Annotated in this window: 20 protein-coding genes; 14 read left to right on the top strand and 6 right to left on the bottom strand. The window is 69.5% G+C overall.

Annotated elements, in window-relative coordinates; translation table 11 throughout:
• The first annotated feature begins 7 nt into the window (after positions 1-7).
• Both FHR90_RS09700 and FHR90_RS09695 read left to right on the top strand, forming a co-directional pair.
• On the top strand, positions 8-739 hold the full coding sequence (locus tag FHR90_RS09700) for an NTP transferase domain-containing protein (RefSeq protein ID WP_246330165.1): 732 nt from the start codon (positions 8-10) through the stop codon (positions 737-739).
• The gene (locus FHR90_RS09695) at positions 739-2,469 is read left to right on the top strand and encodes a fatty acyl-AMP ligase (protein ID WP_183275137.1); all 1,731 of its coding nucleotides are present in this window, start codon (positions 739-741) and stop codon (positions 2,467-2,469) included. The genes FHR90_RS09700 and FHR90_RS09695 overlap by 1 nt, the downstream gene beginning before the upstream one ends.
• A gap of 476 nt (positions 2,470-2,945) precedes the next feature.
• On the opposite strand, the gene FHR90_RS09690 is transcribed toward FHR90_RS09695, so the two are convergent.
• Genes FHR90_RS09690 through FHR90_RS09675 form a run of 4 tightly spaced genes read right to left on the bottom strand, consistent with a single transcriptional unit; the run spans position 2,946 to position 5,747 of the window.
• Positions 2,946-3,368 (bottom strand): hypothetical protein, encoded by a 423-nt coding sequence (locus FHR90_RS09690; RefSeq protein ID WP_176624256.1) that lies wholly within the window; start codon positions 3,366-3,368, stop codon positions 2,946-2,948.
• Entirely contained in the window at positions 3,365-3,787 is a 423-nt protein-coding gene (locus FHR90_RS09685) for a hypothetical protein (RefSeq protein WP_176624255.1), read from the bottom strand. The genes FHR90_RS09690 and FHR90_RS09685 overlap by 4 nt, the downstream gene beginning before the upstream one ends.
• A gap of 38 nt (positions 3,788-3,825) precedes the next feature.
• On the bottom strand, positions 3,826-4,920 hold the full coding sequence (locus tag FHR90_RS09680; RefSeq protein WP_176624253.1) for a glycosyltransferase family 4 protein: 1,095 nt from the start codon (positions 4,918-4,920) through the stop codon (positions 3,826-3,828).
• Positions 4,920-5,747 carry a UDP-2,3-diacylglucosamine diphosphatase gene (locus FHR90_RS09675; protein ID WP_176624251.1) on the bottom strand — a complete coding sequence of 276 codons (828 nt, stop codon included), beginning with the start codon at positions 5,745-5,747 and terminating at the stop codon, positions 4,920-4,922. The genes FHR90_RS09680 and FHR90_RS09675 overlap by 1 nt, the downstream gene beginning before the upstream one ends.
• A 164-nt stretch (positions 5,748-5,911) precedes the next feature.
• Here FHR90_RS09675 and FHR90_RS09670 point away from each other — a divergent pair, with 164 nt between their 5' ends.
• Complete coding sequence (locus FHR90_RS09670; protein WP_176624249.1) at positions 5,912-6,787, top strand: diacylglycerol/lipid kinase family protein; 876 nt, start codon at positions 5,912-5,914, stop codon at positions 6,785-6,787.
• Between the two features lie 43 nt (positions 6,788-6,830).
• Positions 6,831-8,489 carry an inorganic phosphate transporter gene (locus FHR90_RS09665; protein ID WP_183275136.1) on the top strand — a complete coding sequence of 553 codons (1,659 nt, stop codon included), beginning with the start codon at positions 6,831-6,833 and terminating at the stop codon, positions 8,487-8,489.
• On the opposite strand, the gene FHR90_RS09660 is transcribed toward FHR90_RS09665, so the two are convergent.
• A complete protein-coding gene (locus FHR90_RS09660) occupies positions 8,464-10,824 on the bottom strand; it encodes a putative bifunctional diguanylate cyclase/phosphodiesterase (protein ID WP_176622586.1) in 2,361 nt (786 codons plus the stop codon). The genes FHR90_RS09665 and FHR90_RS09660 overlap by 26 nt on opposite strands.
• Before the next feature lie 321 nt (positions 10,825-11,145).
• On the opposite strand from FHR90_RS09660, the gene FHR90_RS09655 reads away from it, so the two are divergent.
• Genes FHR90_RS09655 through FHR90_RS09640 form a run of 4 tightly spaced genes read left to right on the top strand, consistent with a single transcriptional unit; the run spans position 11,146 to position 15,959 of the window.
• A complete protein-coding gene (locus FHR90_RS09655) occupies positions 11,146-12,165 on the top strand; it encodes a ferritin-like domain-containing protein (protein ID WP_246330164.1) in 1,020 nt (339 codons plus the stop codon).
• A gap of 27 nt (positions 12,166-12,192) precedes the next feature.
• Positions 12,193-14,007, top strand: coding sequence for a M3 family oligoendopeptidase (locus FHR90_RS09650; protein ID WP_246330163.1), 1,815 nt, complete (start codon positions 12,193-12,195; stop codon positions 14,005-14,007).
• Position 14,008: 1 nt separating this feature from the next.
• Complete coding sequence (locus FHR90_RS09645; RefSeq protein ID WP_176622591.1) at positions 14,009-15,373, top strand: ABC1 kinase family protein; 1,365 nt, start codon at positions 14,009-14,011, stop codon at positions 15,371-15,373.
• A 49-nt stretch (positions 15,374-15,422) separates the two neighbouring features.
• On the top strand, positions 15,423-15,959 hold the full coding sequence (locus FHR90_RS09640) for a hypothetical protein (protein ID WP_176622593.1): 537 nt from the start codon (positions 15,423-15,425) through the stop codon (positions 15,957-15,959).
• A gap of 37 nt (positions 15,960-15,996) precedes the next feature.
• Here the strand turns inward: FHR90_RS09640 and FHR90_RS09635 are convergent, their stop codons facing one another.
• The gene (locus FHR90_RS09635; RefSeq protein WP_176622595.1) at positions 15,997-16,467 is read right to left on the bottom strand and encodes a hypothetical protein; all 471 of its coding nucleotides are present in this window, start codon (positions 16,465-16,467) and stop codon (positions 15,997-15,999) included.
• Between the two features lie 77 nt (positions 16,468-16,544).
• Between FHR90_RS09635 and FHR90_RS09630 the strand changes: the two genes are divergently transcribed.
• The 6 genes from FHR90_RS09630 (at position 16,545) to FHR90_RS09605 (ending at position 23,991) form a co-directional block, all read left to right on the top strand.
• On the top strand, positions 16,545-17,531 hold the full coding sequence (locus FHR90_RS09630; RefSeq protein ID WP_176622596.1) for a retropepsin-like aspartic protease: 987 nt from the start codon (positions 16,545-16,547) through the stop codon (positions 17,529-17,531).
• Positions 17,532-17,600: 69 nt separating this feature from the next.
• A complete protein-coding gene (locus FHR90_RS09625) occupies positions 17,601-17,954 on the top strand; it encodes a hypothetical protein (protein WP_176622598.1) in 354 nt (117 codons plus the stop codon).
• A complete protein-coding gene (locus FHR90_RS09620) occupies positions 17,941-21,390 on the top strand; it encodes a response regulator (protein ID WP_221188247.1) in 3,450 nt (1,149 codons plus the stop codon). Before FHR90_RS09625 ends, FHR90_RS09620 begins: the two co-directional genes overlap by 14 nt.
• On the top strand, positions 21,387-22,220 hold the full coding sequence (locus tag FHR90_RS09615) for a CheR family methyltransferase (protein WP_266152631.1): 834 nt from the start codon (positions 21,387-21,389) through the stop codon (positions 22,218-22,220). The genes FHR90_RS09620 and FHR90_RS09615 overlap by 4 nt, the downstream gene beginning before the upstream one ends.
• Positions 22,217-22,798: a chemotaxis protein CheB gene (locus FHR90_RS09610; RefSeq protein WP_266152630.1), complete on the top strand. Its 582-nt coding sequence runs from the start codon at positions 22,217-22,219 to the stop codon at positions 22,796-22,798. Before FHR90_RS09615 ends, FHR90_RS09610 begins: the two co-directional genes overlap by 4 nt.
• Positions 22,795-23,991 carry a hybrid sensor histidine kinase/response regulator gene (locus FHR90_RS09605; protein WP_176621965.1) on the top strand — a complete coding sequence of 399 codons (1,197 nt, stop codon included), beginning with the start codon at positions 22,795-22,797 and terminating at the stop codon, positions 23,989-23,991. Before FHR90_RS09610 ends, FHR90_RS09605 begins: the two co-directional genes overlap by 4 nt.
• Positions 23,992-23,998: the final 7 nt, after the last annotated feature.

Genomic DNA, 23,998 nt, shown 5'->3' with positions numbered 1-23,998 from the left:
CGACGGGATGGCCCGTGCGCACGGCGTCGCGCTCAAGGCGCTGATCGAGATCGCGGGTACGCCGATGATCGCCCGCGTGGTCGCCGCCCTGCGCGCCAGCCCCTCGGTCGGCCGCATCGTGATCGCCGCGCAGCAGGTCGAGGCGCTGCGCGCCGTCCTGCCCGAGACAGACCGCATCGTGCTGCGCGAGGCTGAGGCCACCCCGGCCCGCACGGTGGGCGCGATCCTCGCCGAGACCGGTGCACCGCTGCTGGTCACCACCGCCGACCATCCGCTGCTCACCGCCGAGATGGTCGAGAGCTTCGTCGCCGGGCTGCCGGCGGGCGCGGACGCCGCCGCCGGCCTTGCGCGCGCCGAGATCATCCGCCGCGAGCTGCCGCAGACCCGGCGCACCTGGCTGCGTTTCGCTGATGGCGACTATTCCGGCTGCAACCTGTTCCTGCTCTCTACCCCGACGGCGTCGAACGCCGTCGCCTTCTGGCAGCGTCTCGAAGCGCGGCGCAAATCGCCGTGGCGGATGGCGCTGCTCGCCGGGCCGGTCACGCTGCTGCTCTATGCCAGCCGCCGCGCCACCCTCGCCACCATCCTGCGCCGGCTCGGCCGTCGCGCCGGGGCCCGTCTCGCCGCCATCGACCTGCCGTTCGCACGCGCCGCCGTCGATGTCGACAAGCCGGCCGATCTCGCCCTGGTCCAAACCCTGCTCGAACCCCTGGTCGAATCTTCCCTGGAGCACGCCTGATGTCGCTGCCTCTGCCTTCCGGCAACTCGATCCCCCAGCGCAAGGGCGACTTCCCGACCATCCTCGCAGCCCTCGACTACGCCGCCACCGGCGAGACCGGGCTCGACTTCTATGACGTGCGCGGCAACCTCGGCGCCTCGCTGTCCTACCGCCAGCTCCGCGACGATTCGCTCGACCTCGCCCGCCGGCTGCTCGGTCTCGGTCTCGGCCGGGGTGCGCGCGTCGCGTTGGTGGCGGAGACCAGCCCGGATTTCGTGCGCGCCTTCTTCGCCTGCCTCTATGCCGGGCTGGTTCCGGCACCGGTGCCGCTGCCGGCCGCCCTCGGCGGTCGCCAGGCCTATCTGGCCCATATCGGCAAGCTCGCCATCGACTCGCGCGCCTCCGTGTTGCTCGCGCCGGCCACCGTCGCCGCCTGGTTCGAGCCGGTCGCCGAGAGCATGGGCCTGCGCCTGTGCGGCACCGTCGCTTCGCTTGCCGCCGTCGAGCCGTCCACCGAGGCGTTGCCCGTGGCCGGTCCCGACGATCTCGCCTATCTGCAGTTCTCGTCCGGCAGTACCCGCTCGCCGGCCGGTGTTGCGGTGCTGCAGAAGGCGCTGATGGCCAATGTCGCCGGCATCCTGAGCCATGGCCTGCGCATCCGGCCCGGCGACCGGGCAATGTCGTGGCTGCCGCTGTATCACGACATGGGTCTGGTCGGCTTCCTGCTCGCCTCGTTGGGCGGGCAGATCACGGTGGATTTCCTCGCCACCCAGGATTTCGCGCGCCGCCCGCAGCTGTGGCTGTCGCTGATTTCCGACCGCCGCGCCACCATCTCCTACAGCCCCTCCTTCGGCTACGAGCTGTGTATCCGACGCGCCGAGCAGGTCGCAGCCCTGGGTCTCGACCTGTCCTGCTGGCGCGTCGCCGGCATCGGCGGCGACATGATCCGTCCCGAGGTGCTGCGCCGTTTCAGCGCGATCTTCGCCGGGCACGGTTTCGATCCGCGCGCCTTCGTGCCCAGCTACGGCATGGCCGAGGCAACGCTCGCGCTCACCTTCACCCCCGAGGGCCAGGGGCTGGAGGTCGACGAGATCGATGTCGATCGCATGGAGCATGACGAGATCGCCGTCGTGGCACACGGTGCGAGCCGCCGGCGCCGCAAGGTGGTGCTGTGCGGCACGCCGATCCCCGGCACCGAGCTGGAGATCCGCGATGCCGAGGGCCGTCCGCTCGGCGAACGGCGCATCGGCCGCATCTACGCCCGCGGCCCCAGCCTGATGGCCGGTTACGACGGCCGTCCCGAGGAGACCGCCGCCATCCTGTCGCCCGAGGGCTGGCTCGATACCGGCGATCTCGGTTACCGCCTCGCCGGCCAGCTCGTCATCACCGGTCGCGCGAAGGATCTCATCATCATCAACGGCCGCAACATCTGGCCGCAGGATCTCGAATGGTCGGTCGAGCAGGCCGTGCCCGAAATCCGCTCGGGCAAGATCGCCGCCTTCTCGATCGAGGACGAGGGCGAGGAGGTGGTGGTCATCGCCGCCGAGGCGCGCCCGTCCGCGGGTGCGGCCGAGGAACTCGAGCGCACCATCGCCGGCGCGCTGCGCGCCCAGCACGGCATCGCCGGCCGCGTGGTCCTGCTGCCCCCCGGTGCACTGCCCTACACCTCGTCGGGCAAGCTCAGCCGCACCGCCGCCCGCCAGCGCTATCTGACGGGGACCCTGCTCCCCGCCATCGAACGCGCCGCCTAGCCCGTCGGGGACTGCGCCCGGCACGGCCATCTCGCGCGCGCGTGCTTTGCTTCCGGTGCTCACGGCCATCAAGGCCGCTCCGCTCCGGCTCTCGCACGCATACCTCAACTGACCATCCCGGACACACTCCTCCCCAACGGGCCCCAGACGGTGCATGCCCGGACCGGAAAAAGTCGTGCGGACTGTGTCTGGAGGGGTCAGATGGCGTGAGGCCTGCGAGCATCGGCGCGGAGCGGCCTTCATGGCCGTGAGCACCGAAACGCAGTACGCGCGCGAGATGGCCGTGCCGGGCGCAGTCCCCAACGAGCCCAGACGGTGCATGCCCGGACCGGCAAAAGTCGTGCGGACTGGGGCTGGAGGGGTCAGATGGCGTGAGGCTTGCGAGCATCGGCGCGGAGCGGCCTTCATGGCCGTGAGCACCGAAGCGCAGCAAACGCGCGCCAGATGGCCCCTCCAGGCGCAGTCCGCCCCGCCGCTCAGGAGCGGGTGGCGTGAATGGTATAGCTGCAGGTCAGTCCGGCCTGGGCGTTCATGCGGCCGGAGGTGACCGTCTCGGTGCCGAGCAGGGTGGAGCCGGTGATGGTGCCGGCGAGCAGGCGGCTGGTATTGGGGCCGCCGAGGACGAAGCGGCCGTCTGCGGTCAGCGGGCCGGTCATCTCGTGTTTCGCGTGGTGGTGGTGCAGGCGCACGATGCCGTTCTCGACATGCAGCGTGATCGGCCCGGTGCCGGCGGCGCAGCGCGGGTCGGGGGTGTCGCCCATGGCGACGCTGCCGTTGTAGGTGCCGTTGAACATCGCGGTCGCGGCAGGGTTGCCTTCGCCGGGATCGACATTGGGGTCGTCGATCGTGCAGCCGGCGAGCAGTAGCAGGCCGGCGAGCAGGGGCGGGCGGACGCTCAAATCTCGCGCGCGGCGATGGCGGCGACCGTCGAGCAGGCGGCAGCAAGCGCCATCAGCAGGATGCCGTCGAAGATCAGGCCGCCGGCGGTGAACACATGCCCGCCGAGATCGATCGATGCCGGAATGGCATGGCTGGCGGTGGCCAGCATGTCGTGCACCTGGCCCGAATCGGCGGATGCCGTATCGACGCTGGCCGCGCCATGGCTGGCCATACCGAGCAGATGCGGCAGTGCCCACCAGCCCGCGCCCAGCACCAGCAGCACCGGGGCAGCGAGTTCGGCAACCTGCTGGACCAGGTAGAAACAGAAATGCGCCGTGCCCCAGAGCGCGATGCGGCCACCGGCGCCAAGCCGGCTGGAGAGAGGACTGCGCGCAGAGGAAGGCCGCGAAGGACGGTCGTCGTCTCGATAGGGGGACAAGCGCGGGGTCACCTTCCGTGTCAGGCAGCCCGACCGCACTACGCCAGCGCCTGCTCCGTGGCAACCTCGGCACGCCGCGGCGCGTCCACCTCGCCCGAGGCCCAGGTCAGCAGGCTGAGGAAGGTCTCGGCACAGGCCCGCCAGGAATAGCCCTCGGCGAAGCGCCGGCAGGCGGCGCGGTCGGCGGTGAGTGCGGCGAGGCAGGCCTCGCGCAGGTCGTCGCGATAGGCGCCGACATGCTCGGTCGCAGCCGAGAGCGTGTCGGCCGGCCCGGGCGTGTCGTAACAGGCGACAGGCGTGCCGCAGGCGAGCGATTCCAGCACCACCAGGCCGAACGTGTCGGTTTTCGACGGAAACACGAACACGTCCGCGCCTGCATAGGCGGCAGCGAGCGCGCCATCGGACAGCGAGCCGGTGAAACGCACGCCGGGATATTTCGCCTTGAGACCGGCGAGCTGCGGACCGCCGCCGACCACGACCTTGGAGCCGGGCAGGTCGAGGTCGAGGAATGCCTCGATGTTCTTCTCCACCGCCACGCGCCCGACATAGGCGAAGACCGGGCGGGCGAGGCCTTCCGCCGGCCAGTCGCGTCGCGGCTCGGGGGTGAAGCGGGCGAGATCCACACCGCGCGACCAGGCCGACAGGTGGCCGAAGCCGCGTCGCGTCAGGTCGGCGCGCAGCGAGGCAGTGGCGACCATGGTGGTTTCGGCGGGCGCGTGGAAGCGGCGCATCCAGGCGTAGGAAAGGGCGACCGGGAAGCCGGTGCGGGCGTGGATGTACTCGGGAAACAGGGTATGGAACGAGGTGGTGAAGCGGCGCCGGCGCCGGCGCGCCCAGCCGCGCGCGGCCAGGCCCAGCGGACCTTCGGTCGCGATATGCACCGCATCCGGCGCGAACCCTTCCAGTAGTGTGGAGAGCCGCCGCCGCGGCGCGAGCGACAGGCGGATGTCGGGATAGGTCGGGCAGGGGAGGGTGCGGAAGCGGTCGGGGCCGAACACCTCCACCACGTGGCCCATGGCGCGCAGTTGCCCCGCCACCGTGTCGAGCGTGCGCACGACGCCGTTGATCTGCGGTTTCCAGGCGTCGGAGACGATGGCGATCCGATAGGGCGCGGGGGCGATGACGTCGAGCATCAGGCAGCCTGCGCTTGGGCGGCGAGCGGTGCTGCCGGACGGCGGCGAGCGACGAAGGACAGTCGGTTGCGCTCGGCCCAGTCGATCAGTTCGAGACGGCCATCCTCGTGCTCCACCAGCGCGGTGCAGCTTTCCACCCAGTCGCCGTCATTGATGTATTCGATGCCGTCCACCACGCGCATCTCCGGATGATGGATATGGCCGCAGACCACGCCGTCGAGCCCGCGCCGGCGCGCCTCGGAGGCGAGTGCGGTCTCGAAACGGTCGATTGCCTTGACGGCTTCCTTGACCTGCCGCTTCAGCCAGGCCGACAGCGACCAGTATGGCAGGCCGAGACGGCGGCGGGCGAGGTTGAACCAGCGGTTGGCGGCCAGCGCGAAGGTGTAGGCGCTGTCGCCGAGCAGGGCGAGGACGCGGGCGTAGCGCACCACGGAATCGAATGCGTCGCCATGCACCACCAGCAGGCGGCGGCCATCGGCAGTGGTGTGCACCGCCTCGTCGCGCAGCTTGATGCCGGCGATGTCCAGCGGCATCCACTTGCGGAACATCTCGTCATGATTGCCGGGCAGGTAGAATACCTCGGTGCCGGACCGGGCCAGCTTGAGGATGCGGCGCAGCACGGCGTCGTGATGCTCGTCCCAGTACCAGCTCTTGCGCAGCCGCCAGCCATCGACGATGTCGCCGACCAGATAGAGCGTGTCGCACTGCACGCGGGAGAGAAAATCGGCAAGGAAGTCGCTGCGACAGCCACGGGTGCCGAGATGCGTGTCGGACAGGAACACGGTGCGGTAGCGGGTGGCTGACAGCGCGAGCGGATCGAACCCCATTTCCCTGCCTCCTGTCTTGCCGACCCGTGGTTGAGAACTGGAATCGGACAATTCCCGGCCGGCAGCGCCGCTCATAGCGAAAGTAATGATGAAGAAACGTGACGTTTTGGTGATGCCACACAACTGTCATCATCAAACGGCGGGTGGCGGTCCATAGATGGCGCATGCTTGTGATCTACAACCCGACAGCCGGCCGTCGTCGCGTGCGCCGGCTGTGGTCGGTGCTCGACCTGCTGATCGGCCACGGCGTGCGGCTCGACGTGGTGGAAACCCGCCATGAGGGCCATGCTGCCGGGATCGCCCGCGAGGCGGCCGAGACGGAGCGGGGGCGGCTGGTGGTGGCAGCCGGCGGTGACGGTACGGTCGCCGAGGTCGCGGCCGGGCTCGCAGGAACCTCAACCCGGCTCGGCATCATCCCGCTCGGAACCGCCAATGTGCTCGCCGCCGAGCTCGGCCTGCCGTCGACACCCAAGGCGGTGGCGGCGATGCTGGCTGGCGGCCGGGCGCGTCGGCTGTGGCCGGGACTGTGCGAATCCGATGCCGGACGGCGGCTGTTCGTGCAGATGCTCGGGGTGGGATTCGATGCGCACGTGGTTCATCACGTCTCGCGGCCGGTCAAGCGCGTGCTCGGCAAGGGCGCCTATGTCTGGCAGACGCTGCGCGAGCTGCCGCGCTACGATTTCGAGCCGATCGCACTGCGCGCCGACGGGCGCGAGTTCACCGCCGGCAGCGTGATCGTCGCCAAGGGGTGCCGCTATGGCGGACCCTACCGGCTCGCCCCCGAGGCCGATCCGTCGGCGCCGGGTTTCGCGGTGGTGATGTTCGAGCGCTCGGGGCGTGGCGCGGCACTGGCCTATGGCGCCGCGCTGCCGCTCGACCTGATGACCCGGATCCCCGGCATCCGTCGCATCCGCGCGCACGAGGTGGTGATCGATGCGCGCGCCGGACTGCCTGCCCAGGCCGATGGCGATGCCGCCGGGGCGACGCCGTTGCGGATCACCGATGGCGCCGCCCCGATCGACGTTCTCGTTGCCGCCTGACCCCTGCCGCTGACATAACGCCCCAATCCCGACGGAGCCGACGATGTCCGAAATCGCCGCCAACGCCCTGCCTGCCCGCCAGGCGCGAGGCGCACACAACCACCCGCTGAGCAGTCGACATCGGATCCCGGGCGGAAAATGGGTGTTCCTCGCCGTGCTGCTGGCGGGGCTCGCCTATCTGGTGCATGGCATCCATGCCGCCATCGCCTCGTCCGGCCAGGCGCCGATCGCCACCTCGGCGCTGGTGCTGCTGGGCATCGCGCTGGCGATTGCGCTGGGCTTCGAGTTCGTCAACGGTTTCCACGACACCGCCAATGCGGTGGCGACCGTGATCTATACCCGCTCGCTGCCGCCGACGATCGCGGTGGTGTGGTCGGGACTGTTCAACTTCCTCGGCGTGCTGACGTCGACCGGTGCGGTGGCCTATTCGATCGTCACCCTGCTGCCGTTCGATCTGGTGCTCAACGCCGGCGGACATGGCGGCACGGCGATGATCTTCGCGCTGCTGCTGGCGGCGATCATCTGGAATCTGGTCACCTGGGCGTTCGGTATCCCCAACAGCTCGAGTCACGCGCTGATCGGCTCGATCCTCGGTGTGGGCCTGGCGAACCAGCTCCTCGCCCCGGCCGGCGTGCCGACCGCCTCGGTGCCGTGGGATCAGGCGAAGAAGGTGATCTACTCGCTGCTGCTCAGCCCCCTGATCGGCTTCGTCGCCTCGGCGGTGCTGCTGCTGGTGCTGCGCGCGCTGGTGAAGATCCCGAGCCTCTATGCCGAGCCGCATGGCGAGCGGCCGCCGCCGGGCTGGATCCGCGGCCTGCTGATCGCCACCTGCACCGGCGTGTCCTTCACGCACGGTTCCAACGACGGCCAGAAGGGCATGGGCCTGATCATGCTGATCCTGATCGGCGCGGCCCCCACGGCGTTCGCGCTCAATCGCGCCGTGCCCGACAGCGCGGTGCCGGCCTTCATCGCCCATACCGAGGCGGCCGAGAAGGTGCTGCTGGCCCACGCGCAGGGCCAGGCCCTGCCAGACGCGGCGCGGGCGCGCGAGACCATCGCCGACGCGCTCAAGACCGGCGGCGAGGGCGAGGCCCCCAGGCCCGCGCTGGATGCGCCCCAGACATTCGCCGCCGCGGCCGCCCTCGCGCACGAGATCGAGGATCAGGTCAGAAGCTACGGCTCGATCGCGCATCTGCCGGCCGAGACGGTGCCGAACATGCGCAATGACATGTATCTGGCCTCTGAAACGGTCCGCAAGCTGCCGGGCTCCGGTGCGGCCTTCACCGCCGGCGAGCTCGGCACGCTGAAATCGTTCCGCGGGGGCCTGGAGAACGGCACTCGTTTCATCCCCGTCTGGGTGAAGGTGGCGGTGGCGATCGCCCTTGGCCTGGGCACCATGGTCGGCTGGAAGCGGATCGTGCAGACGGTGGGCGAGCGGATCGGCAAGAAGCACCTCACCTACGCACAGGGTGCGACCGCCGAGCTGGTGGCGATGGGCACGATCGGGCTCGCCGACAATTTCGGCATGCCGGTCTCCACCACCCATGTGCTGTCGAGCGGTGTCGCCGGCACCATGGCGGCGGCCGGGGCGGGTCTGCAGGGCTCGACGCTGCGCAACATGGCACTCGCCTGGGTGCTGACCCTGCCGGTGGCGATGCTGCTCGCGGGCGGTCTGTTCACGGCATTCCGACAGGTGATGTGACGGCCGGCCGCACGGCGGCGGCGATGGTGGCCGCGTCCAGCAGGTCGGCGAACGCGGCGATCGGCCGCGCCTGGCCGATATGGAAACCCTGCACGGTGCCGTGGGACAGCGCGCGCAGCGCCTGGAGCTGCGCGTGGGTCTCGACGCCCTCGACGGTGACCGACAGGTGCAGCGCGTCCGCCATGGTGTGGATCGCGCCGACGATCGCGGCGATCTCCGGATCGCGGTCGATGCCGATGACGAAGGCGCGGTCGATCTTGATCTTGTCGAAGGTGAACTGTCGCAGATAGCTCAGCGACGCATAGCCGGTGCCGAAATCGTCGAGCGCGATCCTCACCCCCAGGGCGCGCAGCCGCTCGACGGTGCCGGTGATCGCCGGGCCGCTCTCCATCAGCATCGATTCCGTCACCTCGATCTCGAGCCGGCAAGGCTCGATGGCGGTGGCGTCGAGCACGTGGCTCACCTCGTCGCAGAAGTCCGGCTGGCGGAAGTGGATCGGCGAGATGTTGACCGCAATGCCGAGGTCCGGCCACGCGCTCATGTCCCGGCAGGCGCGCATCAGCGCCCATCGGCCGATCTCGCGGACGAAGCCGGTCGCCTCGGCGATCGGGATGAGCTCCGACGGGGTGACCCACCCCTCGCCGGGCAGGTAAAAGCGCAGCAGCGCCTCCGCGCCGACGATGTGCCCGGTCTGGATGTCGACGATCGGCTGGTAGTGCAGGTCGAGACGGTCGCAGGCGAGCGCCTCGCGCATCGCGCCGTCGAGCATGCGTCGGCGGTGCACACGGGTTTCGAGCGCCGGATCGAATCGCGCCCACCGGCCCTTGCCGCCCGTCCTGGCGCCGTACAGGGCGAGATCCGCGCGATGCAGCAGGCTGGCGGGATCGTCGGCATCGGCGGGCGCGAGGGCGATGCCGACCGAGGCGCCGACCGTGAGGCTGAGCCCGTCGATGGCGAAGGGCTGGCCGAGTGCCGCGAGGGTGCCGTCTGCCAGGCGTTCCGCCTCCCGGGCGCAGGTGATGGGGAGGATGAGGGCGAACTCGTCGCCGCCGAGGCGATAGGCGGCGCAGGCCGGGTCGAGCTCGCGCAGCCGGTTCGCCACCGCGGTCAGCAGATGGTCGCCCAGCGTGTGGCCGTGGCTGTCATTGACGGCCTTGAAGCCGTCGAGATCGACGTAGAGCAGGGCGAAGGGCCGGGTGGCGCAGGCGTGGCAGGCCACTTCCATCGCATCGAGGAACGACGAGCGGTTCGGCATCGCCGTCAGCGTGTCGTGGCTGGCGAGATAGCCGATCCGCTCCTCGTCGCGCCGCATCTGGGTGATGTCGGAGCCGACGCCGCGATAGCCGGTGAAGGGGCCGTCCCGGTCGCCGGCGGGGCGGCCGGACAGGCGCCACCAGCGCAGCTCGCCGAGCGCGGTGCGAAGCTCGAGCGCGACATCCGAGAAGGGCTGGCGGAGTGCCATCGCCGTCACGATCGGCGCCGTTGCGGCCGCATCCGTCGCTGCGGCGGCCAGCAATCCGGTCAGCGTGGTGTCTTCCGGCAATGCGGCAACCGGCGCGCCGAGCATTGCGGCCATGCGGTCCGGCGCGATGCTGAGGCGGCCGCGCTCGTCGGTCTCCCACAACCAGTCGCTCGCCTCGAAGTGAAAATCGCGCAGCAGCAGGCCGATGGTCTCGTTCTGGACGAGGACGGTCGCCTTGCTCAGCTCGCGCTGGAAGGCGAGCACGCTGAGGCGGTGCGTGAATGTGGCCACCAGGGCGGCGTAGAGAACCAGCAGGATGGCGAGATACAGGCCGAACGGTTGCGGGCAATGGGCCAGGCCGAAGAAGCTGCCGCAGACGATCGGTGCGATGAACAGGCTCGACGCGTGCAGGATCGTGCCGATGACGTAGGTGTAGGCGATGACGCCGGTCGCGATCCCGACCACGACGAGATCGTATCCGACGGAGGTGCTGTCGAAGAGCACGGCCGGGATCGACGCCCAGGTGAGGCCGAACGCGGCGCTGAGGGTGCGGAAGAACACAAATCCCCGGCGCAGTCCTCGCAATACGGGGGGTGTTCCAGATGGCAGGCGGGTCAGGCGTCGGTAGTGGTTGGCGGCGATCAGCGCAATTGCGACGAGGATCGCCATCGTGACGTTGAGCCCGATCAGGTAGGCGGCCGAGGAGCCGCCCCTGAACAGCACGGCCGTCGCAAGCGTGGTCAGCAGATAGGACGGCGTGACCATCATCGTGAGCTGCGCGGTCTCGCCCAGGAGTCCGGCATTGGCCTGCTCGACAAGCCGACGGTCCGGCGGCGCTCCCTCCGCCCGCGAACTGTGAAAGGTGTCAGCCATGATCGCGGACGTGACCACGCGTCGGGGCCGGCCAGCCGCCGACGGTTGCTTGCGACACCATGTGGCGGTCTCCCGCCGGTTTTAAATTCAATGACATCGTCTCAATTTTACGACCTCGTGGCCACAGCAACGGGGTCCGGATCAGCGGGTGTTCCGAAAAAACTCTCGGTCCTGTGGCGATGTCCGCTTCATCCACTCATATGCATGGTCGGTGCAAGGGGTTTCGCAGCCGGCATCGCACGATAGGCAGTCCGGGCGGCAGGGTTTAGGCTGGGCGACGATGATGGCCGGCTGCCGGCCACGCAAGGAATGGTGACGTCAATGGATACCCTGCCCGATACCCAGGTCGCGATCGGTGCCGCACGCCTGCCGGATGCGGCCGAGGTGGCGGCAGCCGACCGGGCAGCGCGGCACTGGTCGAGCAGCGAGATCGGGCGTCTGCGGCCGGGCAGCGACGCGCATCGCCGCGCCATGTGCCGGATGTTTCACGAGACCTTCAACCCCTACAAGCCGTCGGTGATCGACTGGCCGAAGCTCGACGCGGAGACGCTCGAGAAGGTCACGTCGCTGCCGATCTGGGACATCGCCGTGCAGACCGAAGGCAAGGCGCGGCTGCGCATGGCGGCCTATGCGCGCTCGCTCGCCGATCCGGAGCTGGCCGGGGCGATCGGGCTCAACGGCTGGGAGGAGGGGCGCCACAAGGAGGTGCTGTCGCGGCTGGTCGAGGCCTACGGAATCAAGCTGGAGCCGGAGCCCGAGTACCACGAGCCGAGCGATCCCGAGCTCGCCTACATGATCACCGGCTACAGCGAGTGCATCGACAGCTTCTTTGCCTTCGGGCTGTTCGCGCTCGCCGAGCGGTCCGGTTTCTTTCCGGCCGAGCTGGTGGAGACCTTCGAGCCGGTGATGCAGGAGGAGTGCCGCCATATCCTGCTGTTCGCCAACTGGCTGGCCTGGCACCGTCGCCGCATGCCCCTGTGGCGGCGGCCGTGGTTCGAGGCGCGGGTGGCCGCGGTGTGGGTGTTCCTCGGCCTCGAGCGCATGGGGCTTGCCCGCGGCATGGGCGATGCCCAGGGGGCGGCAGAGGGGCACGACAACAACTTCACCGTCACCGGGTCGAAATCGGTTTCCGACGAGGAGATCGATGTCGCCGAGCTGATGGATCTGTGCCTGTCGGAGAACGACCGTCGCTTTTCCGGCTACGATCCGCGTCTGCTGCGGCCGACCACCATGCCGAACCTGGTGCGCTTTGCCCGCCGCTTCATCCGCAGCAAGGCCGAAAAGCAGCAGGCCGCCGAGCGACGTGCACTGCGCCGCCGTCGCGCGCCCGCCGCCGCCTGACACAGGGACAACGAGAGGACCATGACGATGCGCCACATTCCCAGCCCGGTGCGTGACGCCGAACGTGGCGGTGACTCCGCGCAGCTGCCGAGCTGGGATCTCGGCGACCTCTATCCGGGCCCCGACAGTGCCGCGCTGCGCGACGATCTCGATGCCGCCGAACGCGATGCGAAGGCATTTGCAGAACGTACCACCGGCCGGCTCGCGGAGCTGTCAGGCGTGGAGCTCGCCGCAGCGATCGCCCAGTACGAGCGCATCGAGGAAATCCTCGGCCGCGCCGGCTCCTATGCGCAGCTCACCTTCTCGTCCGACAACGAGAATCCCGAGAATGGCCAGTTCTACCAGCAGATCACGGAACGGGTGACATCGATCAGCACCTATCTGCTGGGCTTCTCGCTGGAGCTCAACAAGCTCGATGACGCCACGCTTGAGGCCAAGCTCGCCGAACCGGCACTGGCGCACTGGGCGCCGTTCCTGCGCGACCTGCGGGTGTTCCGCCCGCACCAGCTTTCCGACGAGATCGAGCGTGTTCTGCACGAGAAATCCGTCACTGGCGCGGCCGCCTGGCAGCGGCTGTTCGACGAGACTGTCGCCGGCATGCGGGTGCGCATCGGCGACGAGAAGCTGACCGTCAACGATGCGCTCAACCGACTGTCCGACAAGGACCGTGCGAGGCGCGAGGCGGCGGGGCATGCGGTGGGCGAGGCGTTCGCCGCCCAGATCAAGACCTTCTCGCTGATCACCAACACGCTCGCCAAGGACAAGGAAATCGTCGATGGCTGGCGCGGCTATCCGCGCCCGACCTCGGCGCGCAATCGCGGCAACATGGTCGAGGACGAGGTGGTGGATGCGCTGGTCGCCGCCGTGCGCGCCGATTATCCCCGCCTGTCGCACCGTTACTACGGCATGAAGGCGCGCTGGCTCGGCCTCGACAAGCTCCAGCATTGGGATCGCAACGCCCCGCTGCCGGGCGATGGCGACGCGCCGATCTCGTGGAGTGCGGCGCGCGACCATGTGCTGGGCGCTTATGGCGGCTTCTCGCCGGAGCTCGGCGGACTGGTGCAGCACTTCTTCGACCATGCCTGGATCGACGCGGCCTTGAGGCCGGGCAAGTCGGGCGGCGCGTTCGCCCATCCGACCGTGCCGTCGGTGCATCCTTACATCCTGATGAACTATCATGGCCGCAAGCGCGACGTGATGACGCTCGCGCATGAGCTCGGCCATGGCGTGCACCAGTTGCTGGCGCGCAGCCAGGGGTATTTCATGTCGGGCACGCCGCTGACGCTCGCCGAGACGGCGTCGGTGTTCGGCGAGATGCTGACCTTCCGCGCGCTGCTCGATGCCGAGACCGATCCGGCACGGCGGCGGCTGATGCTGGCGGCCAAGGTCGAGGACATGATCAATACCGTGGTTCGCCAGGTGGCGTTCTACCAGTTCGAGACGCTGGTGCACGAGGAGCGTCGCAAGGGTGAGCTGCTGCCGGAGCGGATCGGCGCGCTGTGGCGTCAGGTGCAGACCGAAAGCCTGGGGCCGGCCTTCGAGTTCTCGCCCGAATACGACGTCTTCTGGGCCTATGTGCCGCACTTCGTCCACTCGCCGTTCTATGTCTATGCCTATGCGTTCGGCGACTGCCTGGTGAATGCGCTCTACGGTGTGTATGCGTCGGGGCATGAGGGGTTCGAGGCAAAATATCTCGACATGCTGCGCGCCGGTGGCACGCTGCGCCACCGCGAACTGCTCGCGCCGTTCGGACTGGATGCCTCCGATCCGGCCTTCTGGCGCAAGGGGCTCGACGTGATCTCCGGGTTCATCGACGAGCTCGAGGCGGAGAGCTTTTCCTGACATGGCGGAGAAGAATTTCTCGCGCGGCTCCGTGTTCGGCGAGCTGCGCCGCTTCGCCCGCACCTCCGGCGCGGTGGGCGGCATCGCCGCCCGCATCGCCGGCGAGCGTATCGGACTGAAGACCGACCGCGCCGCCCATGCCGACGATCTGCGCGCGGTGCTCGGCGGCCTCAAGGGCCCGCTGATGAAGGTGGCCCAGCTTCTTTCCACCATTCCCGACGCGCTGCCGCCGGAATACGCCGCCGAACTCGCCCAGCTCCAGGCCAACGCGCCGCCGATGGGCTGGTCGTTCGTGCGCCGCCGCATGACCAGCGAGCTCGGGCCCGACTGGCCGGGAAAATTCGCGCAGTTCGGGCATGAGGCCGCCGCCGCCGCCTCGCTCGGTCAGGTGCATCGCGCCAGACTGGCGGACGGCACCGATCTGGCCTGCAAGCTCCAGTATCCCGACATGCCGAGCACGGTGGAGGCCGATCTGCGCCAGCTCCGGGTAGCGATGTCGATCTATCACCGCATGGACAATGCCATCCAGCACGACGAGATCTACAAGGAACTCTCCGAGCGCCTGCGCGAGGAGCTGGACTACCGCCGCGAGGCCGCGCATCTGCGCCTGTATCGGCTGATGCTGGCCGACCATCCGCAGGTGAGCGTGCCGGAGCCGTTCGAGGCGCTGTCCACCGGGCGGTTGCTGACCATGCGCTGGCTGGACGGGCAGTCGCTGAGCGCGCGTCTGGCCGAGGACCCGTCGCCCGACAGCCGCAATGCCATTGCGCGCGCGCTGTTCACCGGCTGGTATGTGCCGCTGTATCGCTACGGCGTGGTGCATGGCGACCCGCATATGGGCAATTTCCAGGTGCGGGCCGATGACGGTCTCAACCTGCTCGATTTCGGCGCCATCCGCATCTTCCCGCCGCGGTTCATCCGAGGCGTGATCGACCTGTTCTGCGCCATCCGGGACAGTGACGACGAACGCGCCCACCAGGCCTATCTCGACTGGGGATTCACCGATCTGTCGCGCGAGAAGATGGACGTGCTCAACGAATGGGGACGCTTCCTCTACGAGCCGCTGCTCGACGATCGCGTCCGCCGCATCCAGGAGAACGACGATCCGCAGTTCGGGCGTGCGGTGGCCGAGAAGGTTCATGCCGGGCTCAAGCGCACGGGGGGGATCAAGCCGCCGCGCGAGTTCGTGCTGATGGACCGCTCGGCGATCGGTCTCGGCAGCACCTTCCTGCGCCTGCGCGCCGAGCTGAACTGGTCGCGCATGTTCCACGAGCTGATCGAGGGGTTCGACGAGGCGGAGCTTGCCGCGCGCCAGACCGCGGCACTCGCTGCCGCGCAGGTGCCGCCGCCGCTCGGCGCAACCTGAGACGGACACTGGCGTTGACCGCCACGAAGCGCGGGTGGCGGGGGCGGTGATGAGGATCTGGTTTGTCCTGTGTCTTGCTGCTGTCTGCGTGCAGGCTGCCTCGGCCCAGACGCTCACCCGCACCACGCGAGGCGCGTGGACCGTGCAGACGGGCCGCGACGTCTCCCACGGTCAGGTGTGCGAGGCGGTCGCCATCGACCCGGTGCACAACGCCACGTTCGGCATCAACGGTTTGTATAACGGGCACACCGTGTTCGCGGCCAGCGCGCCGGGCTGGGAGCGCTTCGATCAGCGCCATCAGCGCGTTCTTCTGGGCCGTGCACAGGATGTGCTCTGGCAGGGAGAAGCGGTCGGCCGGGGCAATGCGCTGCTGGTGCGGCTGGGCTGGCCGGAGGCCAAGGCCGTGCTGGCGAAAGTCCAGACCGGCGACCATTTCGAACTCACCCTGGCCGGGGCGCCGTCGCCGGCAATGAGCATTCCGACCGACGGGCTGTCTGACGCGATCGGGCTGGTGCAGGCCTGCATGTGGAACACCGCCAGCACCGAGGATCGGCGGGGTCTCCAGGCCTATCTACCGCTGCCCTGAGACCCGCCGTGTCGTCAGCATGCCGGGCTGCGGGCGGCTACAGGCGTCCGTAGCCGAACGTGTCGCGTGGCAGCGGATAAAGTGCGGTGCGCAGTGCGGCCGGGGAGAGGTCGGGATGGCCGGGATCGACGACCGGCACGAGCACGTTGCGATCGGTCCAGATATAGTCTGCGAGCAGCGCTGCCGGCACCTCGGACAGGTGCACCAGGGTCAGGGTACGGCCATCTGCGAGACGATGCCGGCGAATCTGCCAGCGATCGCTCCAGCGGACGTCGTCGCTGCGGTCGCCGAAGGCCGGCTGGCTGCTGCGGGTGAGCAACCGGTAGCGACCTTCGGTATCGCCCGGCCGGCCGTCGAGAATCAGTTCGGTGCTGCGCGCAAAATCGTAGCCCAGGGCGCGCTGATAGCCGCGCCAGTCGCCGAGCACCGGAGCCTGTGGCGCGGTGCATCCGGCAAGCGTCAGCAGCCAGGGCAGCAGCCCATGCGTCAGGAGGCGGCGGTCCCGCATGCGGGCAGCATGGGCCCGGCCCGCCGCCGATGCAAACCGGGTTGCCGCCGCGCCGGCGCTGTGCCCGACTGCGCGTGATGAGTGCCCTGCCTGTCCTGCTGTCGAGACTCGGTGTGCTGGGTCTGTCCTTGCTGGCATGTGGCTGCACGGAGCCGGACGTATCCGCGGTGCGGGCCACCACCGCGCCGGGCGAGGCGCCCTGCATGCTGGCCGGAACCCAGATCCCGCTGCTCGGCGGTCCGGGCGACTCGCCGCTGGTCGCAGTCACCCTGCATGGTCAGCCGGCGGCGATGTTCTTTTCGCCCGGCTTTGCTCCGGTGCTGTTCCGACGCAATGGTGGGCTGTGGTTTCCGCACGGCCGCACGACCGATCTCCAGACCCAGGATGGCGGCTACAATACGGTGTGGGACACCCATCTGCGCGATTTCGCCATCGGCCCGCTGGAGCCGGCGCCGATCGACGGGCTGGTGCTGCCGGGGCGCGAGACGCGCAGCGTCGATGGCCGGCCGATCATCGGCGTCGTGGGCCGCGACGCGCTGGTGGACGATGCGGTGGTCGATCTCGACATTCCGCGCCGGCGCGTGGTGCTGGCGGTGCTGCGCAAGCCGCGTTGCCCCGCCTATCGGCGGCTGCTGGACGGCAGCCCGATGCAGATGCGGCGCGACCTGCTCAGCGTGATGGTGTCGGTCAACGGCCATGCGGTGCGCGCCGTGCTGGAGCCGGACCTGCCGGTGAGCGTGATCCCGACTCCGCTTGCCGCCGGGCTCGGGGTCGCGGACGAGGGTGGCCATTCGGTGCGCACCGAGTATGGCGCCCGGGTGCGTGGCCGGCGGGAGCGGGTGGCGCTGCTCGCCATCGGCGAGACGCGGCTGCACGATGTCGCATTCGATGTCGAGGACGGGGTCGATCAGGTCATGCTCGGCCTCGACATCTTCGCGCGTGGCGAGGCGGTGTTCGATTTCGAGGCCGGGCAGTTCTGGTTCCATCTGCTGACCGACCATGCGCCGCCACCGACGGGGCTGCATTTCAACGAGACACGGGTGGCGCACGCAGCCGTGCAGTAGGCCGGCCCAACTGGACGCGCGGGTGGTTGTGCGCGACACAGGGGCGTTGGTGTCGTCAGGGCGGCAGGGATGTCGGATTCGAGCAAAACCGTGCCGCGCGCGCTGAGTGTCGCGGTGGTGGTGATGGGGGTGATGCTGGTGTTCGGCACCATCGCCCTGGTTGTGGCGATCGTGTTGCGCGGGCATCTGCGCCCCGCTGCTGCGCCGGGGGGCGTTGGCGTGCCGGTGGCAGCGCCCGGGGATGCCGCGCCGATGGCCGCGTTCGATCCGCTGCATCTGGGCGAGCCGGCCGGCAGCCGGATCGTCTCGGTCAGCCAGGTGGACGGGTTGGTGGCCCTCACCGTGAGCGGTGGCGGGCCGGATCGCGTTCTGCTGGTGGACTGGCGTCATCGCCAGGTGGTCGCGCGCCTTGTCGTCGAATAGCAGCGCGGCGCAGCGTCTGATCCGGGTGGCCGATCGCTGGGCCGCCGGCGGCATCATCGCGCTGGCGCTGTTCTTCCTGTTCGGCGCGGCGATCACCACCATGAACGTTCGGGTCCTGCGTCGGGATGTGGCGGCGGTGGGGCATTCGCACGATGTCATCGTCGCACTCGACGGGCTGATGAGCGACATGCAGGACGCCGAGACCGGTCAGCGCGGTTATCTGCTGCTGGGCGAGGAGCGTTATCTGATCCCTTACGAGAACGCGCAGTCGCGTGCCGCGCCCGATCTCGATCGTCTGGCGCGACTGATCGAGGGAGACCCGGCGCAGGCGGAGTGGCTGGCGATGATGCGCCGTCATGTCGAGGCCAAGCTGGCCGAGCTGCGCCAGACCGTCGAGCTCGCCCGCGGCGGCGATCATGCGGGCGCGCTGGCGGCGGTGCGCACCGATCGTGGCCGCGTCGAGATGGATGCGATCCGCAGCGAACTGGCGGCGATGTCGCAGTCCGAGGCGGCGCAGCGGCTGCAGCGGCTGGACGAGATGGATTCCGCCTATGTCCGGGCGCTGGCCAGCGCGGTGCTGCTCGGCGTCCTGGGCGTGGCGATGACCGCGCTGGTCGGGCTGTCGCTGCGGCGTGTCGCAAGACGCCGGCGCGCCCAGCAATGGCAGCAGGGCGGGCTGGTGGCGCTGTCCGGCGAGTTGCTGGGCGAGGAGGGTCCCGCCTCGCTCGGCAGCCGCGTCGCCGCCGCGCTGTGCGACATCCTCGATGCCAAGGCGGCTGCCCTGTTCATGGCGGATGATGCCTCGGACGGATTCGTGCGCATCGCCACCAGCGGCGTTCCGGCCGATGCCGCGATCCTTCAGCGCTTCGCCACCGGCGAGGGCATGCTGGGCCGGGTGGCGGCCAGTCGCCGGACGCTGGTGCTCGACGACGTGCCGGATGATTTCCTGGTGTTCGGCTCCGCCATGGGGCGGCACACACCCCGGCACCTGCTGATCGCGCCGATCATGGCCGACGGGGTGCTGCAGGGGGTGGTCGAGCTTGGTTTCCGTACCGCTCCCACACCCGCGGTGATGGAATTCATGGCCGAGGCTGGTGCTGCGATCGCCGTCGCGCTGCGGACGGCGCGCTTCCGCGCCGAGCTCTCCCGCCTGCTGTCACAGGCGCAGCGCCAGACCGACGAGCTCCAGGTGCAGGGCGAGGAGCTGCGGGTCACCAACGAGGAGCTGGAGGAGCAGGGCCGGGCACTGCGCGAATCCTCGGCCCGCCTCGAACATCAGCAGGCCGAACTGGAGGCCAGCAACAACCAGCTCTCCGAGCAGGCGACGCAGCTCGAGGCGCAGCGTGACGAGCTGGAGCGGGCCAAGGCCGCCGTCGAGGCCAAGGCCGCCGAGCTGCAGCGCGCCAGCACCTACAAGTCCGCCTTCCTCGCCAACATGTCGCACGAGCTGCGCACGCCGCTGAATTCGTCGCTGATCCTCTCGCGGCTGCTGGCCGAGAACCCGGACGGCAACCTCAGCGCCGAACAGGTGCGTTTCGCGCAGACCATCGAGGCGTCCGGCAACGACCTGCTGACATTGATCAACGACATTCTCGACCTGTCGAAGATCGAGGCCGGCCATGTCGAACTCCGGCTGGAGCCGGTGGCGCTGTCGCGCCTGGCCGCCTCGTTGCGCGCGATGTTCGCCCCGCTCGCTGCCAGCAAGGGGCTGACGTTCGCGATCGACATCGCCGCTGACGCGCCCGAGGTGATCGAGACCGATCGGCAGCGCGTCGAACAGGTCCTGCGCAACCTGCTGGCCAATGCGCTGAAATTCACCGAGGCCGGAGGGGTGAGCCTGGCCATCGCGCCCGCGCCGGGGGGCGGCATCGCCTTCGCGGTGACCGACAGCGGCATCGGCATCGCACCCGAACAGAGCCAGGCGATCTTCGAGGCCTTCCAGCAGGCCGACGGCACCATCTCGCGCCGTTTCGGCGGCACCGGGCTGGGGTTGTCGATCTCGCGCGAGCTGGTGCGGCTGCTGGGCGGACAGATCTCTCTGCGCAGCACGCCGGGCGAGGGCAGCGTCTTCACCGTGACGCTGCCGGGCGCAGGCGCGTCGCCGTCCGTCGCCGTGCCCGACGGGCCGTCGCTCTCGGGGCCTGCGATCCCCGAGCACCCCGCGGCCGCTCCTGTCCCCGCTCGCGCTCACGTCCCGCTCTCGGTGGTGGAGGACGACCGTGCCCGGCTGAGCGGTCAACGCCGGGTGCTGCTGGTGGTGGAGGACGATGCCGGCTTCGCCACCGTGCTGCGCGACCGGGCACGGCACATGGGCTTCGAGGTGCTGGTCGCCGGCACCGCCGAGGACGCCCTCAATGTCGCAGCGAGCCTCGTGCCACACGCGGTGGTGCTGGATGTCGGCCTGCCCGACCAGTCCGGCCTCGCCGTGCTGGACCGGTTCAAGAGCGACGTGCGGACCCGCCACATTCCCGTTCATGTCGTCTCCGGCGCCGATCATGCGCAGACCGCACTGTCGCTGGGCGCGGTCGGCTATGCCCTCAAGCCGGTGCGGCCGGAGGAACTGGCGGCGGTGTTCACCGGGCTCGAACGCCGGCTCGCGCCGGGGACGCGCCGCGTGCTGGTGGTCGAGGACGATCCCGTGCAGCGCGAGGCGGTCAGCCGGCTGCTGGCCGCACCCGACGTGGAGATCGTCGGCGTCGGCACCGCCGCCGAATGTCTCGACCTGCTGCGTGCCGACGCGCAGCGCTTCGACTGCATGGTGCTCGATCTCGCGCTGCCGGACGCGTCCGGCTTCAGCCTGCTGGAGACGCTGAGCGGGGAGGGCGCCTATGCCCTGCCGCCGGTCATCGTCTATACCGGCCGCGACCTCGCCGCCGACGAGGAGCAGCGCCTGCGTCGCTACTCGAAATCGATCATCATCAAGGGTGCGAAGTCGCCCGAGCGCCTGCTCGACGAGGTCGCCCTGTTCCTGCATCAGGTGGTGGCCGAGCTGCCGCCCCAGCAACAGTCGATGATCCGCCGCGCGCGCAACCGCGACGCGATCCTCGAGGGCCGGCGCATCCTCATCGTCGAGGACGACATCCGCAACGTCTTCTCGCTGACCAACATCCTCGAGCCGCGCGGCGCCATCGTCGAGATCGCCCGCAACGGCGTCGAGGCGATCGAGGCTCTGGAGCGTGGTCACGCGGATGCGGGCAAGGCGATCGACCTGGTGCTGATGGACGTGATGATGCCGGTGATGGATGGACTGACGGCCATGCGGCGCATCCGCGAGCAGCCGCACTGGCGCAAATTGCCGATGATCGCGCTCACCGCCAAGGCGATGCCCGACGACCAGGCAAGCTGCATCGAGGCGGGGGCATCGGACTACATAGCCAAGCCGCTCGATGTGGACCGGCTGCTGTCGCTGGTGCGCGTGTGGATGCCGCCTGCGTGAGCGAGGCGGTCACGCAGGTCGAGGATATCGAGATCCGGCTGCTGCTGGATGCGCTGGTGCAGCGCTATCACTACGATTTCCGCCAGTATGCCTTTGCCTCGCTGCGCCGCCGCCTGCGCGCCGCGCGCGCCGCGCTGGGTTTTGCCAGCTACGGTGCGATGCAGGATGCGCTGCTGCACGACGAGACCGTGCTGCCGCGCCTGCTCGGCTACCTCACCGTGCAGGTCAGCGAGATGTTCCGCGACCCGGAGTATTTCCGCGCCATCCGCGAGAGCGTCGTGCCACACCTGCGCACCTATCCGTCGCTCAAGGTCTGGGTCGCGGGGTGTTCGACCGGCGAGGAGCTCTATTCGCTGGTGATCCTGTTCCGCGAGGAGGGACTCGAGAACCGCACCCTGTTCTACGCCACCGACATCAACCCCGAGGCCCTGCGCATGGCCCGCGACGGCGTCTATGCGCTCGACCGCATCCGCGGCTTCACCGAGAACCATCGCCGTTCCGGCGGCCGTTGGTCGCTGTCGGAGTACTACAGCGCCGCCTACGGGCGGGCGGTGTTCGCGCAGTCGCTGCGCGAGCGCGTGGTGTTTTCCGATCACTCCCTGGTGTCGGACGCGGTGTTCGGCGAGATGAACCTGATCTCGTGCCGCAACGTGATGATCTATTTCGACCGCACGCTCCAGGACCGCGCGGTCGGTCTGTTTCGCGACTCGCTGGCACGGCGGGGCTTTCTCGGCCTCGGCTCGCGCGAGAGCCTGCGCTTCTCCGCCCATGCCGGCGCGTTCCGTGCCTTCGCCGCCGATGAGCGGATCTATCAGAAGTGCGAGGCGTGAACGCACCGCGCGCAGTGGCGATCGGCGCCTCCGCCGGCGCGGTGCAGGCGCTGATGGCCCTGCTGCCGGCGCTGCCGGCCGATTTCGCGCTGCCGGTATTCGTGGTGGTGCATGTGCCACCCGGACGGCGCAACGCGCTGGCTGCGCTGTTTGCCGAGACCTGCGGGCTGACAGTACGCGAGGCCGAGGACAAGGACCCCATCCAGCCCGGCATCGTCTATTTCGCCCCGCCCGACTATCACCTGCTGGTCGAGACCCCCGAGTCGCTGGCGCTGTCGACCGACGAGGCGGTGTCGTTTTCCCGCCCTGCGGTGGATGTGCTGTTCGAGACCGCAGCCGCCGCCTATGGCACCGGGCTGGTCGCGATCGTGCTGACCGGCGCGAACGCCGATGGCGCCGCCGGACTGCGGTGCGTCGTGCAGGCGGGCGGGCTGGCGATCGTGCAGGACCCGGCCGAGGCTCAGGCCGATTTCATGCCGCGCGCCGCCATCGCTGCGGCACCCGCGGCGCGGGTTCTCGGCCTGGCGCAGATCGCCGGCTTGCTAAGCGGCCTGCCGGCGTGCAGGCTGGCGCCATGAGCCAGGTCTGCTGCCTGCTGGTCGACGATCTCGACGAGAATCTGCTGTCACTGGAGGCGCTGCTGCGCGGCGGCGACCTCCGGCTGCTCAAGGCGCGGTCCGGGGTGGAGGCGCTTGAGCTGCTGCTGCGTCACGAGGTGGCGCTCGCGCTGGTCGACGTGCAGATGCCGGGTATGGACGGCTTCGAACTCGCCGAGTTCATGCGCGGCAACGAGCGCACCCGCCATGTGCCGATCATCTTCGTCACCGCCGGCAGCACCGACCGTCAGCGTCGCTTCCGCGGCTACGAGGCGGGCGCGGTCGATTTCATCGGCAAGCCGATCGAGCCTGACATCCTGCGCAGCAAGGCGCGGGTGTTCTTCGATCTCGACCGTCAGCGCCAGCAGATCCTTGCCCAGCGCGACGAGCTCGAGGCCTATGCGGCGGCGCTGCGTCTGGCCGATCAGACCAAGGACCGCATGCTGGCGATCGTCGCGCACGAGCTTCGCAACCCGATCGCCTCGCTTCAGGCCGGGCTGCGGCTGCTGCTGCGCGCCGAGCCGTCCGACGACCGCCCCGTCCCGGACCGGACCGGACGGGTACGCGGGCTGATGGAGCAGCAACTCGACCATCTGGTCAGGCTGATCGACGACCTGCTCGACGTCTCGCGGGTGAGTGCGGGCAAGATTTCGCTGCAGCGCGAGAAGCTGGATCTGCTCGATGTGCTGACCGCCGCCGCCGACTCCGCGCAGCCGGTGATGGAGGCGGCGGGGCACAGCTTCACCTACATCCCGCCGGAACACACCGCCGCGATCGAGGCCGATCGCACCCGGCTGGCGCAGATCATCGCCAACTTGCTCGGCAATGCGGCCAAATATACCCCGCGTGGCGGGCGCATCACCCTGTCCGCCGAGATCGGTGAGGCATCGGTACGGATCGTGGTGAGCGACGACGGCATCGGTATCCCGCCCGACCAGCAGGCACAGATCTTCCAGATGTTCGCCCAGGTGGACGACCATCGCACCCATGCCCAGGGCGGCCTCGGCATCGGGCTCGCCCTGGTCAGGCAGCTCGTGCAGCTGCATGGCGGCAGCATCGAGGTGCACAGCCAGGGGGCCGGCTGCGGCAGTCGGTTCAGCGTGACGCTGCCGCGTCTTGACGTGGAGGCGATGGCACCGACCGGCACCGTACGGATGCGGGGCGCCGCCGGCTGACCCGCCA

This window comes from Endobacter medicaginis (assembly GCF_014192375.1).
Taxonomy (GTDB): Bacteria; Pseudomonadota; Alphaproteobacteria; order Acetobacterales; family Acetobacteraceae; genus Endobacter; species Endobacter medicaginis.
The sequence above is the reverse complement of the archived record's forward strand: the minus strand, read 5'-3'. Positions and strand labels throughout refer to the sequence as shown.